Annotated in this window: 13 protein-coding genes; 9 read left to right on the plus strand and 4 right to left on the minus strand. The window is 69.0% G+C overall.

Annotation, left to right across the window (positions count from 1 at the left end):
• Positions 1–64: 64 nt before the first annotated feature.
• Together CCR98_RS19710 and CCR98_RS19715 are read right to left on the minus strand one after the other, a co-directional pair.
• Positions 65–1405 carry a chloride channel protein gene (locus tag CCR98_RS19710; protein WP_087923917.1) on the minus strand — a complete coding sequence of 447 codons (1341 nt, stop codon included), beginning with the start codon at positions 1403–1405 and terminating at the stop codon, positions 65–67.
• A gap of 241 nt (positions 1406–1646) precedes the next feature.
• Positions 1647–2216 carry a DUF3658 domain-containing protein gene (locus CCR98_RS19715; RefSeq protein ID WP_087923918.1) on the minus strand — a complete coding sequence of 190 codons (570 nt, stop codon included), beginning with the start codon at positions 2214–2216 and terminating at the stop codon, positions 1647–1649.
• A 159-nt stretch (positions 2217–2375) separates the two neighbouring features.
• On the opposite strand from CCR98_RS19715, the gene bioB reads away from it, so the two are divergent.
• From bioB to bioC, 5 genes are all read left to right on the plus strand, one after another.
• Positions 2376–3419 carry a biotin synthase BioB gene (gene bioB, locus CCR98_RS19720; protein ID WP_087923919.1) on the plus strand — a complete coding sequence of 348 codons (1044 nt, stop codon included), beginning with the start codon at positions 2376–2378 and terminating at the stop codon, positions 3417–3419.
• A 67-nt stretch (positions 3420–3486) separates the two neighbouring features.
• Positions 3487–4710: an 8-amino-7-oxononanoate synthase gene (gene bioF, locus CCR98_RS19725; protein WP_087923920.1), complete on the plus strand. Its 1224-nt coding sequence runs from the start codon at positions 3487–3489 to the stop codon at positions 4708–4710.
• 18 nt (positions 4711–4728) lie between these two features.
• A complete protein-coding gene (bioH, locus tag CCR98_RS19730) occupies positions 4729–5508 on the plus strand; it encodes a pimeloyl-ACP methyl ester esterase BioH (protein WP_087923921.1) in 780 nt (259 codons plus the stop codon).
• 29 nt (positions 5509–5537) lie between these two features.
• Complete coding sequence (locus CCR98_RS19735; RefSeq protein WP_087923922.1) at positions 5538–6317, plus strand: SDR family oxidoreductase; 780 nt, start codon at positions 5538–5540, stop codon at positions 6315–6317.
• Positions 6318–6329: 12 nt separating this feature from the next.
• The gene (gene bioC, locus CCR98_RS19740; protein WP_049444172.1) at positions 6330–7214 is read left to right on the plus strand and encodes a malonyl-ACP O-methyltransferase BioC; all 885 of its coding nucleotides are present in this window, start codon (positions 6330–6332) and stop codon (positions 7212–7214) included.
• 121 nt (positions 7215–7335) lie between these two features.
• On the opposite strand, the gene CCR98_RS19745 is transcribed toward bioC, so the two are convergent.
• Entirely contained in the window at positions 7336–7980 is a 645-nt protein-coding gene (locus CCR98_RS19745; RefSeq protein WP_198361039.1) for a YdcF family protein, read from the minus strand.
• Entirely contained in the window at positions 7965–8927 is a 963-nt protein-coding gene (locus CCR98_RS19750) for a pyridoxal-phosphate dependent enzyme (protein ID WP_087923923.1), read from the minus strand. The genes CCR98_RS19745 and CCR98_RS19750 overlap by 16 nt, the downstream gene beginning before the upstream one ends.
• A 160-nt stretch (positions 8928–9087) precedes the next feature.
• Here CCR98_RS19750 and CCR98_RS19755 point away from each other — a divergent pair, with 160 nt between their 5' ends.
• The 4 genes from CCR98_RS19755 (at position 9088) to CCR98_RS19770 (ending at position 13716) form a co-directional block, all read left to right on the plus strand.
• Complete coding sequence (locus tag CCR98_RS19755; protein ID WP_087923924.1) at positions 9088–9579, plus strand: hypothetical protein; 492 nt, start codon at positions 9088–9090, stop codon at positions 9577–9579.
• A gap of 547 nt (positions 9580–10126) precedes the next feature.
• Positions 10127–12016 (plus strand): tRNA uridine-5-carboxymethylaminomethyl(34) synthesis enzyme MnmG, encoded by a 1890-nt coding sequence (gene mnmG, locus CCR98_RS19760; RefSeq protein WP_087923925.1) that lies wholly within the window; start codon positions 10127–10129, stop codon positions 12014–12016.
• 179 nt (positions 12017–12195) lie between these two features.
• A complete protein-coding gene (locus CCR98_RS19765) occupies positions 12196–13017 on the plus strand; it encodes a nucleotidyltransferase domain-containing protein (protein WP_087923926.1) in 822 nt (273 codons plus the stop codon).
• A 168-nt stretch (positions 13018–13185) separates the two neighbouring features.
• On the plus strand, positions 13186–13716 hold the full coding sequence (locus CCR98_RS19770; RefSeq protein ID WP_014038860.1) for a gamma carbonic anhydrase family protein: 531 nt from the start codon (positions 13186–13188) through the stop codon (positions 13714–13716).
• The last annotated feature ends 116 nt before the right edge of the window (positions 13717–13832 follow it).

Below are 13832 nucleotides of genomic sequence, written 5' to 3' on the forward strand. Positions count from 1 at the left end.
CGCTGGCTTCGCCATCGGCGAAGCACGTGCTGCGGCGTCGGCGCTATCCGTCATCGCGTCCCCATCAGGAAGGACGTTCGCGATGCCCAGCATCCGACGGCGGCGCAGCCGGCATCATCAACAACTCCGCCAGCCCGCGATAGATCGGCACCCGGCACACCAACCCGGACACACCGCGCGCGATCAACACCGTGGCCAGGATCGGCAGCAGCAGATCGCCACTGTCGGTCAGCTCCAGCGAAATCACCGCCGAGGTCAGCGGTGCCTGGGTGACGCCGGTCAGGTAGGCGCACATGCCCAGCAGCACGAACGCACGCGGATCCACACCCGGCATCAGCACCGCCAGGTTATGCCCAAGACCGGCACCGACCGCCAGCGCCGGCGAGAACAGGCCACCGGGGATACCCGCCACGTAGGACGCCAGATTCGCGAGCAGCTTCATCAGACCGAATTCATGGCCGACCATCGCCTGCCCCTGCACCAGGCTGCGCGCCTGCTCGTAGCCGGTGCCGAACGCGCCTTCGCCGAACGTCAACGCCAGCGCCACCACCACCAGGCCGCAGCCTGCGGCCAGCAGCACGGGATGCCGCTGCCGCAGCTGGCCCAGCCAGCGTGGGCGGCCCGCCGCACTCGCCAGCACCGCGCGCGCGAACAGCCCACCCAGCAACCCGGCCACCACGCCGCACAGCAGGATCGCCAGCCAGCCCTGTCCCAGCGGCAGCCGCGCGCTCACATGACCGAAGTAGGTGTAGTTGCCGAGCAGGCCCAGCGACACCACGCCGCCGACAATCACTGCGGTCAGCAGGGTGCCGGAAAACCGATGCTCGAAACGGCCGCTGAGCTCCTCGATGGCGAAGACGATGCCGGCCAGTGGCGTGTTGAACGCCGCAGCAATGCCCGCCGCGCCGCCCGCCAGCAGGAAGTGCGAGAGCTCGCGTGGATCCTTGAAGCCGAACCAGCGGCCGAAGAGGTACATCAGGCTGGCACCCACATGCACGGTGGGCCCTTCGCGCCCGACCGACGCGCCTCCGAGCAGCGACAACGAGGTCAGCAGCAGCTTGCCCGCCGAGACAGCAGGCGAAAGATTGGTCCTGCGGAACGACTCATCCGGCTTGTCCAGTGCGGCGATGACCTGCGGAATACCGCTGCCCCGCGTGGGCTTCAGCACGCCCGAGGTCAGCCAGGCCAGCAGCGCGAAGATGCCCGGTGTGAGCAGCAGGGCCCACCACGGCGAGTGCGAGGTGATGCGCTGGAACAGGTGAAATGCCGCGTCGCTGGCCTTGGCGAACAGGATGGCCACCAGTGCCACGGCCACGGCGCCGCCCCAGAGTGCGGCGCGGCGGCGCCAGGCCTCACTGAGAACCAGCGCGGTGATGCGGCCGCGGAGGCGATGGAGATCGGTCATGCAGGGCAGTCTGGACGCTGCGGAGGAAGGCGGACAGCGGCTACTGTGGCTGAAGGCCTTGCAGGATGCGGTGAAATGCCCGGCCATGGATCCTGCTGACAGCCTGCCCCGTGCGTGCACCGCTAGACGGGCAGGCGCTCCCGCCACCGGCGCTTTTCCACGCTGCGCACGTTGGGCTGCTGCCGCAGCCACTCCAGGTAGCGCGGCAGATGTGCCAACTCATCATCATTCGCATCACCGGTCAGGGCTGCTGCCGGATGCGTACCTCGCCATGGCGCATGCGCGCCAGGTCGCCCTGCGCTTCCAGTACGCCGCGCGCGACCAGTTTGCGCACGCGCTGAGCGTAGAAGACATAGGCAATGCCGACGCAGCGCTGCGGGTCCAGCGACATCGCGCTGCCCACGATGAAGGCGATTTTTCGGAACTGCCCATCGCAGTGGGAAAGCAGTTGCGCATCGATCCAGGCGATGTCCTCGTCGGTCAGCGCGGCGATGTTCTGTCGCTGCTGCTCGGTAAGGTGGGCATCGCTGTCGGGCTCCTCCCCGGTGTCGCGCAGGCAGCCATTGATGGCCAACAGGCGAACCAGCACGTACAGGCCGAACGCCTGCAACTCCTCGTCCGGCAGCGTCGACGGATCGAGCTGCCCCGCCGCGTAGTCCTTGAAGGTCACGAAGATGCGGTTCTGCCAGCGCCCGGGTTCACCCGTCTGGCGCAGATCATCCATCACCACGCGCAGGCCGCCGTCAGGCAGTTCGGCCAGGCTGCACAGCACCGCATCGGGGCGGATCGGGTAGGGCTGGTAGCTATCCATGGCTCATGCTCGCGAGTCCGTATGCAGCAATGAACTTACACCGTAGCGCGCATTCCTGGCGGTCGATTTCTGTAAACCAAACCGGATTATTTAAGTTGACAGGCCTCGCCGACCCACCCACACTGCCGCCCTCGCTCCATTCGTACCCAAGGTCCCGCCATGGCTGCTGCCATCCGCCACGACTGGCAACACGACGAACTGCAGGCGCTGTTCGATCTGCCGTTCCCCGAGCTGCTGTTCCGCGCCGCAGCGGTCCACCGCGAGCATTTCGACCCGTCGCAGGTGCAGGTCTCCACGTTGCTGTCGGTGAAGACCGGCGGCTGCCCGGAAGACTGCGCTTACTGCCCGCAAGCGCAGCGCTACAACACCGGGGTGAACGCGCAGAAGCTGATGGAGACCGACGCAGTGCTGGCCAAGGCACGCCAGGCCAAGGCCGCCGGTGCCTCGCGCTTCTGCATGGGTGCCGCGTGGCGTTCGCCGAAGGACCGCGACATTCCGAAGGTGGCGGCAATGATCGCCGGGGTGAAGGCACTGGGCCTGGAGACCTGCGCCACGCTGGGCATGCTCAGTGGCGAGCAGGCGCGTGCGCTGAAGGACGCCGGCCTGGACTACTACAACCACAACCTCGACACCGCGCCGGACTACTACGATTCGATCATCCACACGCGCCAGTACCAGGACCGCCTGGACACGCTGGAGCACGTGCGCGATGCCGGCCTGAAGACCTGCTGCGGTGGCATCGTCGGCATGGGCGAGACGCGCGCGCAGCGCGTCGGCCTGCTGCTGGCGCTGGCCACGCTGCCGGCACATCCCGATTCGGTGCCGATCAACAAGCTGGTGCAGGTGGCGGGCACGCCGCTGCACGGCAGTGCCGAACTGGACCCGTTCGAGTTCGTGCGCATGATCGCGGTAGCACGCATCGCCATGCCGCGCTCGATGGTGCGGCTGTCGGCCGGGCGCGAGGCGATGAGCGACGAACTGCAGGCGCTGTGCTTCGTGGCCGGTGCCAACTCGATCTTCTACGGCGACAAGCTGCTGACCACCGGCAACCCGGAGAGCGAGCGCGACCTGGCCCTGTTCGCTCGGCTGGGGCTGCAACCGATGGCGGTGCAGGTGGATGCCGAGGGTCATGACCACGGGGGCACCGTGCACGCTGATATCAGCGCCGATGCGCCGGCCTGTGGCTGCGCTCACGCGGCCTGAGACGGGCCGCAAGCAGGCGCCGCGGCAACGCGCTACCCTAGCCGCCCCGTCGCCGCATTCAGCCGCCATGGCCCGCCCCGACCTGACCGCCCGCCTCCACGCCCAACGCGCCCTGCGCGATGCCCAAGGCCGTCGCCGCACGCGGCGCACGGTCACCCGTCGTGACGGCGTCCGCCTGGAAGTGGACGGCCAGTGGCTGACCGGCTTCTGCAGCAACGATTACCTGGGCCTGGCCCAGCAGTTCAGCGTGGTCAACGCACTGCAGGACGCGGCCGCACGCGAAGGCACCGGCGCGGGTGCCTCGCATCTGGTCTGCGGCCACCACGCCCTGCATGAGGCGCTGGAGCGCGAAGTGGCGGAATGGCTGGGCTACCCGCGCGCGCTGCTGTTCGGCAGCGGCTTCGCCGCCAACCTGGCCGTGCAGCAGGCGCTGCTGAGCGAAGAGAACGATGTGTGCGTGCAGGACAAGCTCAACCACGCCAGCCTGCTCGATGCGACGCGGCTGGCCGGTGCGCGCCTGCGCCGTTATCCGCACCTTGATGCCGAAGGCGCGATGCGCCAGCTCAAGCACGCGCCCGATGGCGCGGCGATGCTGGCCACCGATGGTGTCTTCAGCATGGATGGTGACATCGCACCGCTGCGTGCATTGTCGCTTGTGGCACGCCTGCAGCAGGCGCTGTTCTATGTGGACGATGCGCATGGCGTGGGCGTGGTGGGCGATGGCCGCGGCGCGGTCGCCGCCGCCGGGCTGGGCGTGGACGATGTGCCGCTGCAGCTGGTCACGCTGGGCAAGGCACTGGGCGGTTCCGGCGCGCTGGTGCTGGGCCGCGACGACCTGGTCGAGCACCTGGCCGAAACCGCGCGCCCCTACATCTACACCACCGCGATGCCGCCGCCGCTGGCCGCAGCAGCACTGGAAGCGGTGCGCCTGGCCCGCCGTGACAACTGGCGGCGCACGAAACTGACCGACCTGATCGCGCTGTTCCGCGGCGAAGCCCGCCGCCATGGCCTGGACCTGATGGCCTCGGAAACGCCGATCCAGCCGCTGCTGTGTGGCGACGACCACCGCGCCGTGGCGATGTCCAAGGTACTGGAGCAGGCCGGTTGGCTGGTCGGCGCGATCCGCCCGCCCACGGTGCCCGAAGGCAAGGCGCGCCTGCGCGTCACCCTGTCCGCGTTGCACACCCCCGAGCAGGTGCGTGGGTTGGTCGAAGCCATCGCCAGCGCGCGCGATCGCGTCGACCTGGCCGCGCGTGAGGCCGCGCCACCGCCGCTGCCTGTCTTTGCCTGAGCCTGTTGCCGTTTTCCCATGCATATCGACGTCACCGGCCGGGGGCCGGACCTGATACTGATCCATGGCTGGGCCCTGCAGGGCGGCGTGTTCGCGCCGCTGGTGCAACACCTGGCCGATCGCTTCACCCTGCATCTGGTTGATCTGCCAGGCCATGGCCACAGCCGCGAGGACACCACGCCGCTGCGCCTGCCGTTCGTGGTCAACGCCATCGCCGCAGCCACGCCACCGGCGGTGTGGTGCGGTTGGTCGCTGGGCGGCCTGTTCGCGCTGCACGCCGCCGCAACGCTGCCGAAGGTGCGCGGGCTGGCGATGATCGCGGCCACGCCGCGCTTCGTGCGTGGCGAAGACTGGCCGTATGCAGTGGAACCGGCGGTGTTCGAACAGTTCGGGCGCGAGCTGGCCAGCGATTTCGGTGGCACCCTGGAGCGCTTCCTGGCGCTGGATGTGATGGGCTCGGCACACGCCCGCGAGGAGCTGCGCACGCTGCGCCAGCGCCTGGTCGAGCGTGGTGCACCCACCGAACGCGCCCTGCTGGAAGGCCTGCGCCTGCTGGAAAGCACCGACCTGCGCGGCGCACTGCCGACGCTGGGCAAACCCAGCCTGTGGATCGCCGGCCAGCGTGACAGGCTGGTGTCTCCTGCGGCGATGCAGGCCGCCGCGGCACTGGCCCCGGGCGGGCAGGCGCTGACCATCGCCCACGGCGGCCATGCGCCCTTCCTCGGCCATGCCGACGAGGTCGCCGCGGCCCTGCAACACTTCGTTGCCGGCCTGTCACCGGCCGATGGCGGACAATGAGCGCCTTCCTCATTCCGCGGGATTGACGCATGGATCTGGGTATCAACGGCCGCTGGGCACTGGTCTGCGGCGCAAGCAAGGGGTTGGGCCTGGGCTGCGGGCGTGCGCTGGTGCGCGAGGGCGTCAACGTGGTGATCGTGGCCCGGGGCGAAGCCGCCCTGCAGGCTGCCGCTGAAGAACTCCGTGCCCTGCCCGGCGCTGCCGACGTCCGCGTGGTCGCCGCCGACGTCACCACCGAGGCCGGCCGTGCCGCGGCGCTGGCCGCATGCCCGCAGGTGGACATCCTGGTCACCAATGCCGGTGGTCCGCCGCCTGGTGATTTCCGCAGCTTCGAGCGCGACGACTGGATCGCCGCACTGGACGCCAACATGCTGGCGCCGATCGCGCTGATCCGCGCCACCGTGGACGCGATGATCGCGCGTGGCTTCGGCCGCATCGTCAACATCACGTCCTCGGCGGTGAAAGCCCCGATCGACATCCTGGCGCTGTCCAACGGCGCGCGCAGCGGCCTGACCGGCTTCGTCGCCGGGCTGTCGCGCCGCACCGTGGCGCACAACGTCACCATCAACAACCTGCTGCCCGGCCAGTTCGACACCGACCGCCTGCGCGCCAACTTCGCCCACTCTGCGGGCAAGGACGGCGATGCTGCGGAAGTGGCCGAACACCGCCGCCAGCAGATTCCGGCCGGCCGCTTCGGCACCGCGGATGAATTCGGCGCCGCCTGCGCCTTCCTGTGCAGCGCACAGGCCGGTTACCTCACCGGGCAGAACCTGCTGATCGACGGCGGCGCCTACCCCGGTACGTTCTAAGAGACTCTCGCAATGCCGTCCCACTTCGATGCCCGCCATGTCCGCCGCGCGTTCGCCCGCGCCGCCAACAGCTATGACGCCGCCGCCGCCCTGCAGCGCGAGGTGCAGGCGCGGCTGATCGAATCGCTGGACTACCTGGAGGCGCGCAAGCCGGAGGTGGTACTGGACATCGGTGCCGGCACCGGTCATGCCAGCGCGCTGATGAAGAAGCGCTGGCCAAAGGCGCAGGTGATCGCGCTGGACGTGGCGCTGCCGATGCTGGACCAGGCCAAGCGCCAGGCTGGCTGGTGGAAGCCGTTCCAGCGCCTGTGCGGCGACGCCGCCGCGCTGCCGCTGGCCGACAACAGCGTGGACGTGATCTTCAGCAACCTGTGCCTGCAGTGGGTGGACGACCTGCCGGCGGTATTTGCCGGGTTCCGTCGCGTGCTCAAGCCCGGTGGCCTGCTGTTGTGCTCCACCTTCGGCCCGGACACGCTGGTCGAACTCAACGAAGCCTTCGCGGCTGCCGATGACCGCCCGCACGTGAGCCGCTTCGCGCAGATCGCCCAGTTCGGCGATGCGCTGATGATGGCCGGCTTCCGCGACCCGGTGCTGGACCGCGATCTGTTCACTCTGACCTACGACGACCTGCCCTCGCTGATGCGCGAGCTGCGCGCGATGGGCGCGACCAATGCGCGGGTGGACCGCCGCCACACGCTGACCGGGCGTGGTCGTTTCGCCGCTGCAGCGGCGGCGTATGAACCGATGCGGCGCGCCGACGGCAAGCTGCCCAGCAGCTGGGAAGTGATCTATGCCCACGCCTGGGCTCCGGACCCGGGCGCACCGATCCGCGAAGGCGGGCACGACGTGGCCTCGGTGCCGGTGTCGGCGATTCCGATCCGGCGCAAGCAGACCTGATCACGCGACCGCGCACCTGCTTCTGGTAGGTGCCAACCTTGGTTGGCACAACCCATCAGATCGCGGTGCCGCCGGCATTGTGCCGACCAAGGTCGGCACCTGCCCAAGGCAGGCTTCTGCCTCAGGTATTGGCCGGCGAACTCAGCGGCGGGCGCACCAGGTCGCGGTGGAAGAAATAGATTTCCTGCACCAGGAAGCGCCAGCTGGTGTGGAAGCTGCGGAAGCGCGTGCTGGGCGTGGACGAGGCCAGTGCGTCGATGCCCAGCGCCTTGCTCAGGCGCAGCGCGCGCGCCATGTGCAACGGGTCGCTGACGATGATCACCCGGTGCAGGTCGCGCTGGTCCATCAGCCGCTTGGCTTCGACCAGGTTCTGCACGGTGTTGCGCGAGGCAGTCTCGATCAGGATCGCGTCGTCGGGCACGCCATGCTTGAGCGCATAACGCCGCGCCACCTGCGATTCGGAGAAGCGCGCACCGGTGCCGCCATAGCCACCGGTGAAGATCAGCAGTGGCGCGTACTGGGCTTCATAGAGATCCAGGCCATGACGGATGCGTTCTTCGAACACCGGTGACGGCTTGGCGTCATAGGCCGCCGCGCCGAGCACGATGATGGCGTCGGCCTTGGCCGCCTGGTCGCGCTCACCCACCCAGACGATCCAGGCGGTCACCCCCAGCAGCCAGATCACCAGCAGCACGAACAGCCGCCACAGCCAGCCCAGCAGGCCGGTGCGAGGCCGGTGCCGGTCGCGGCTCAAGGCGCCCCCCAACGCAGCGCAGGCAGGTCGACATTGCCACCGGACAGCACCAGGCCCACGCGCAGGCCGGCGAACCGCTGCGGCTGTGCCAGCACCGCGGCCAGCACGGTGGCCGAGGACGGCTCGACCACCTGCTTGGGCACCTCCCACAGCAGGCGCATCGCGGCCGTGGTGGCAGCGTCGTCAACCACGATCACCTCGGCGCCGGCCGCACGCAGCAGCGCGAAGTTGGGGGCGCCGATCAGGGTACGCAGGCCATCGCAGATCGTGTCCGGGGTGAAAGCCCCCTGGCGCTCGCCTGCGGCCAGCGAACGTGCGGTGTCATCGGCGCCGGCCGGTTCGGCCAGTACCAGCCGGGTCTGCGGGCTGGCGAGCTGCAGGGCCAGCGCGGTACCGCTGGCGAGGCCACCGCCCCCCACCGGTACCACCAGCACATCGAACGGGCCGTCGCTGTGCAGCAGTTCCAGGGCCGCGGTGCCCTGTCCGGCCATCACCGCCGGGTCCGCATACGGATGGACCAGGGTCGCGCCGGTATCGGCCTGCACCTTGCCGCAGGTGGCCTCACGATCGGCGACGGTCGGCGGGCAGCGCCAGAGGGTGGCACCGTGCCGGGCGATGTTGGCCAGCTTGGCCGCCACCGCACCTTCGGGTACCACCACGTGGCAGGGAATGCCACGGGTGCGCGCGGCCAGGGCCAGAGCGGCGCCGTGGTTGCCGGAGGAATGGGTGACCACGCCGGCACCGGCGCGATCGGCATCCAGCGACCACACCGCGTTGCAGGCACCACGGAACTTGAATGCGCCGCCGCGCTGCAGGTGTTCGGCCTTGAACGCCAGCTGCGCGCCGGCCAGCGCATCAAGCGTGCGCGAGCGCAGCACCGGGGTCACGCTGGCGTGCGGCGCGATCCGCGCAGCGGCAGCCAGGACATCGTCGGCACGGGGCAACAGTGAATCGCTCATGACGCAAGATTAACGTATGGCTCCGCGCTGGCGACCCCGGCACAGGTCATGCCAGCATGAGGGCCTTCACCTTCATTCATCCTGGCCAGTGAAGTTAAGGGCCGATTCAACGCCTGCGCACGAAGCTGACTGCACTACCCGTCCTCTGGGGGGACCCACCATGAAAACGCGCCTGATGCTTGCCGGTGGCCTGTTGCTGGCCCTGACCGGCTGCACCACCTACGACTACGTCGGCGGTGGCCGCAGTGGCGGCTACTACCACGGTGCGCCGTCGGTGGAATACCGCTACCCGGCCGGCTATCCCTACGACTACGGCTACCCGTACTACGGCGGCTATGGCGGGTACTACGGCGGCTACGGCAATCCGTACTACTCGCGCCCGATCTACCGCCCGCCGCACAACCACCGTCCGCCGCCGCGCCCGCCCGGCAACGGTGGCGAGAACCGTCCGCCGCCCCCGTCGCGGCCGTCGTACAACGGCGGTTCGCCATGGCGGAACATGGACTCGATGCGTCGCCCGCCGCAGTCGAACGTCCAGCCGTCGGCGCCCCCGCCGCAGGCCCGTCCGGCACCAGCGCCCAGCGCGCCAAGGATGAACGGTTCCCCCTGGCGCAACATGGATCGTGGGACGCAGCGCACAGTTGAGCGCTGAACCGTCTTGCATTTCACACGGTCCAAGCCGCACTCTACGGGACCAGTGACGGCCCGCGTCACAAAGTGACAAAAACGACACGGGCCGCCGCAAAAAGCTCTACGTCGATATCCGACAGGAACATCTGGATCCCCCCTGTTCCGGCCCTGTCGGATGTCGGCACCTCTGAAGGCAAACGGCCCCGCAATGCGGGGCCGTTTGCTTTGCCGGGTCGCCAACCGGCGAGCGCCCCCGCGTCGGCAGATCCACGCCATGCGCGGCTGGGGCTTCCCGACAGCCCCAAAAAACAGGGCCGGACAGTCCCCCGACTGCCGGCCCCCTGCTCCCCCACCGTGCGCCTGTACCGGCCCCTGTTCCAATTCCGGTCACGGGCGCCTACGGCGCCAGCCACGGTGGGTGCTATTGGGTTATCTGCAAAAATCCTGCCAACTTTAGGGCTGATTTCGACGCCGCCCGGCCGGCGCCGACGTCCCGGCCCCGAATGGCGCTAAAATCGCCACCCCGGCGCCGCCCCCGGTCCGCGCCCGCCCCCAGCCGAACAGCCCCCATGAACCCGTCCTTCCATCGTTACGACGTCATCGTCATCGGCGGTGGCCACGCCGGCACCGAAGCCGCGCTGGCCGCGGCCCGCACCGGCGTGCGCACCCTGCTGCTGACCCAGAACATCGAGACGGTGGGCGCGATGAGCTGCAACCCGGCCATCGGCGGCATCGGCAAGGGCCACCTGGTCAAGGAGATCGACGCCCTCGGCGGTGCGATGGCGCATGCCGCCGACCGCGCCGGTATCCAGTGGCGCACGCTCAACGCCTCAAAGGGCCCGGCCGTGCGCGCCACCCGCTGTCAGGCCGACCGTAACCTGTATCGCATGGCGATCCGCGCCATCGTCGAAGGCCAGGCCAACCTGACCGTGTTCCAGGCCGCCGTGGACGACCTGGTCATCGAAGGCGACGCCGTGCGCGGAGTGATCACCCAGACCGGCCTGCGCTTCGACGCCGAGGCCGTGGTGCTGACCGCCGGCACCTTCCTGGCCGGCAAGATCCATGTCGGCCCGACCCAGTACGCCGCCGGCCGCATGGGCGACCCGCCGGCCACCACGCTGGCCGCGCGCCTGCGCGAGCGCCCGTTCCAGGTCGATCGCCTGAAGACCGGCACGCCGCCGCGCATCGACGGCCGCTCGCTGGACTACAGCGTGATGGACGAGCAGCCCGGCGATTCGCCGCGCCCGGTGATGTCCTTCCTCGGCTCGGTGGACGAGCATCCGCAGCAGGTCAGCTGCTGGATCACCCACACTACCGAACAGACCCACCAGATCATCCGTGACGCGCTGCACCGCTCGCCGCTGTACAGCGGCCAGATCGAAGGCATCGGCCCGCGCTACTGCCCGTCCATCGAGGACAAGGTGGTGCGCTTTGCCGAGAAGGCCAGCCATCAGATCTTCGTCGAACCCGAAGGCCTGGGCATCGTCGAGATCTACCCCAACGGCATTTCCACCTCGCTGCCGTTCGACGTGCAGCTGGAGATGGTGCGCAGCATCCGCGGTTTCGGCAACGCGCACATCACCCGCCCCGGCTACGCGATCGAATACGACTTCTTCGACCCGCGCGGGCTGAAGGCTTCGCTGGAAACCAAGCTGGTCAACGGCCTGTTCTTCGCCGGCCAGATCAACGGCACCACCGGCTATGAAGAAGCCGCCGCGCAGGGCCTGTTGGCCGGCCTCAACGCCGCACGCCAGGTGCGTGGGCTGGACGGCTGGTGCCCGCGCCGCGACGAGGCCTACCTGGGCGTGCTGGTGGATGACCTGATCACCCACGGCACCAACGAGCCGTACCGCATGTTCACCAGCCGCGCCGAATACCGCCTGCAGCTGCGCGAGGACAACGCCGACCAGCGCCTGACCCCGGCCGGCCGCGAAATGGGCCTGGTGGATGACCGTCGCTGGAACGCATTCGAGACCAAGCAGGCTGCCGTCGCCGCCGAGCGCGCACGCCTGGGTGCGCTGTGGGCAACCCCGGCCAATGCGCTGGGCCGCGAAGTGCAGGACACGCTGGGCGTGGCGGTCAGCCGCGAAACCAACGTGCTGGACCTGATCAAGCGCCCTGAGCTCGATTACGCACAGCTGATGCAGGTGCCGTCGCTGGGCCCGGCCGTGGCCGACGGCAAGGTGGCCGAGCAGGTCGAGATCGGCGTGAAGTACGCCGGCTACCTGGACCGCCAGCGCGAGGAGATCGAGCGCCAGCAGCGGCATGAAGCCACGCCGATCGCTGAAGCCTTCGACTACGCGACGGTGCGCGGGCTGTCGGCCGAAGCGCTGCAGAAGCTGGAGCGCGTGCGCCCGCAGACCATCGGCCAGGCGCAGCGCATCCCAGGCATGACCCCGGCTGCGATCTCGCTGCTGCTGGTGCACCTGGAGCGTGCACGCCGCGGCCGCGTGGCGTAACCCACCGCTTCGCTCGCCGGGCATGGCCCGGCGATACCTGCTCTGGGTAGGTGCCGACCTTGGCCAACACGCATGCATGAGCCACGCCGGCTCTGGTAGGTGCCGACCGTTGGTCGGCACGACCGGGTGGGCCAAACGTGCGTTACAGTCGAGCAAGCTCGACTACGGAACTGAACTGCATGGACGACCTCCACCCGATCGCACCGGACAAGCGCGCCGCCATCCTCGCCACCCTGGCCGACATCGAGCGCACGCACGATGTGCGCGTGCTCCTGGCTTGCGAATCGGGCAGCCGCGGCTGGGGCTTCTCCTCGCCGGACAGTGACTACGACGCGCGCTTCATCTACGTGCATCGCCAGCCGTGGTACCTCAGCGTCAACGAATCCACCGGCCCCGGCGAAGCACAGCGCGATGTGATCGAACTTCCGATCGACGATGAGCTTGATGTCAGCGGCTGGGACCTGCGCAAGGCACTGCGGCTGGTCTCCAAGTCCAACCCGACGCTGATCGAGTGGCTGCGTTCGCCGATCGTGTACCGGCAGGAGGACGCTGCGGTGGCGCAGCTGTGGGAGGCGGCGAAGGGGTTCTATTCGCCGCTTGGCAGCTGGTGGCACTACATGAGCATGGCGAAGACCACGTACAGCCGCCACCTGGGCGAGCCCACCATCAGTACCAAGAAGTACCTGTACGTACTGCGTGCCCTGCTTGCCTGCCAGTGGATCGAGAGCGAGCCCACGCCGCCGCCCATGGCCTTCGAGGATCTACTGGACCGGCTGCTGCCGGACGGCCCCGTGCGCGACGCCATCGACGCCCTGCTGGTGGTCAAGCGAGCCAGCGCCGAAGTCACCGCCCGTCCACGCGTCGTCATCATCAGCGACTACATCGATCACGCAATGGCCGTGCGCACGGCGCAGGCCCCACCGCTGCCGGCTGGACAGGGCGACAGCGCGTGGCTGGACGCGCTGTTCCGGGAAATGCTGGCCGAACACGCGCCTGCATGAAGCGCCGCAGCTGCGCCTGGTAGTGCCGGTCGCTGGCCGGCAACCGCAGATATCCAGGTGCGCCCATGAGGTTGCCGGCCAGCGGCCGACACTACCCCGTAGCACGCACGCGGCCTGCGGACCACGCGGGTATCATCGCGGTGAACGCCCTGATTTCCGGAGACACCGATGAACCCGCTGCGCCCCTTCCGCGACAAGATGCCCGTCCTCGGCGAGCGCGTGTACATCGATCCGGCCTGCACCCTCATCGGTGACGTGGAACTGGCCGAGGACGTGTCGGTGTGGCCGGGCACGATCATCCGCGGCGACGTCAACTACGTGCGCATCGGTGCGCGTACCAATGTGCAGGACGGCACGATCATCCACGTCAGCCACCACAGTCCGTACAACAAGGCCGGCTACCCGACCCTGATCGGCGAGGGCGTGACCGTCGGCCATGGCTGCATCATCCACGCGTGCACCATTGGTGATTACAGCCTGATCGGCATGGGCGCCTGCATCCTCGATGGCGCCCGCGTGGAACGTCATGGCTTCGTCGGTGCCGGTGCGGTGGTCGGCCCGGGCAAGGTGGTCGGCGAAGGCGAGCTCTGGGTGGGCAACCCGGCCCGCCCGGCGCGCACGCTGAGCGACAAGGAGATCGAGTCGCTGCACTACTCGGCCGACCACTACGTGCGGCTGAAGGACGAATACCTGGGCTGAGCGGCCAACGCCGCCATGCGGCTCTGCTAAAGTCTGGGCCCGACCAGGACCTGTCGAGACCCCCATGCCTGTGGCTGCCTGCCGGAGAGGACTCCGCCGCCCACAACCAAGGCCAT

This window comes from Stenotrophomonas sp. WZN-1 (genome assembly GCF_002192255.1).
GTDB lineage: Bacteria > Pseudomonadota > Gammaproteobacteria > Xanthomonadales > Xanthomonadaceae > Stenotrophomonas.

Bases quoted from the DNA above. Each gene is read 5' to 3' on its own strand.
- CCR98_RS19770 (WP_014038860.1), top strand. From the start codon at position 13,186: ATGAACCCGCTGCGCCCCTTCCGCGACAAGATGCCCGTCCTCGGCGAG.
- bioH (WP_087923921.1), top strand. From the start codon at position 4,729: ATGCATATCGACGTCACCGGCCGGGGGCCGGACCTGATACTGATCCAT.
- CCR98_RS19755 (WP_087923924.1), top strand. From the start codon at position 9,088: ATGAAAACGCGCCTGATGCTTGCCGGTGGCCTGTTGCTGGCCCTGACC.
- bioC (WP_049444172.1), top strand. From the start codon at position 6,330: ATGCCGTCCCACTTCGATGCCCGCCATGTCCGCCGCGCGTTCGCCCGC.
- CCR98_RS19750 (WP_087923923.1), bottom strand. From the start codon at position 8,927: ATGAGCGATTCACTGTTGCCCCGTGCCGACGATGTCCTGGCTGCCGCT.
- bioF (WP_087923920.1), top strand. From the start codon at position 3,487: ATGGCCCGCCCCGACCTGACCGCCCGCCTCCACGCCCAACGCGCCCTG.
- CCR98_RS19765 (WP_087923926.1), top strand. From the start codon at position 12,196: ATGGACGACCTCCACCCGATCGCACCGGACAAGCGCGCCGCCATCCTC.
- mnmG (WP_087923925.1), top strand. From the start codon at position 10,127: ATGAACCCGTCCTTCCATCGTTACGACGTCATCGTCATCGGCGGTGGC.
- CCR98_RS19715 (WP_087923918.1), bottom strand. From the start codon at position 2,216: ATGGATAGCTACCAGCCCTACCCGATCCGCCCCGATGCGGTGCTGTGC.
- CCR98_RS19735 (WP_087923922.1), top strand. From the start codon at position 5,538: ATGGATCTGGGTATCAACGGCCGCTGGGCACTGGTCTGCGGCGCAAGC.
- bioB (WP_087923919.1), top strand. From the start codon at position 2,376: ATGGCTGCTGCCATCCGCCACGACTGGCAACACGACGAACTGCAGGCG.
- CCR98_RS19710 (WP_087923917.1), bottom strand. From the start codon at position 1,405: ATGACCGATCTCCATCGCCTCCGCGGCCGCATCACCGCGCTGGTTCTC.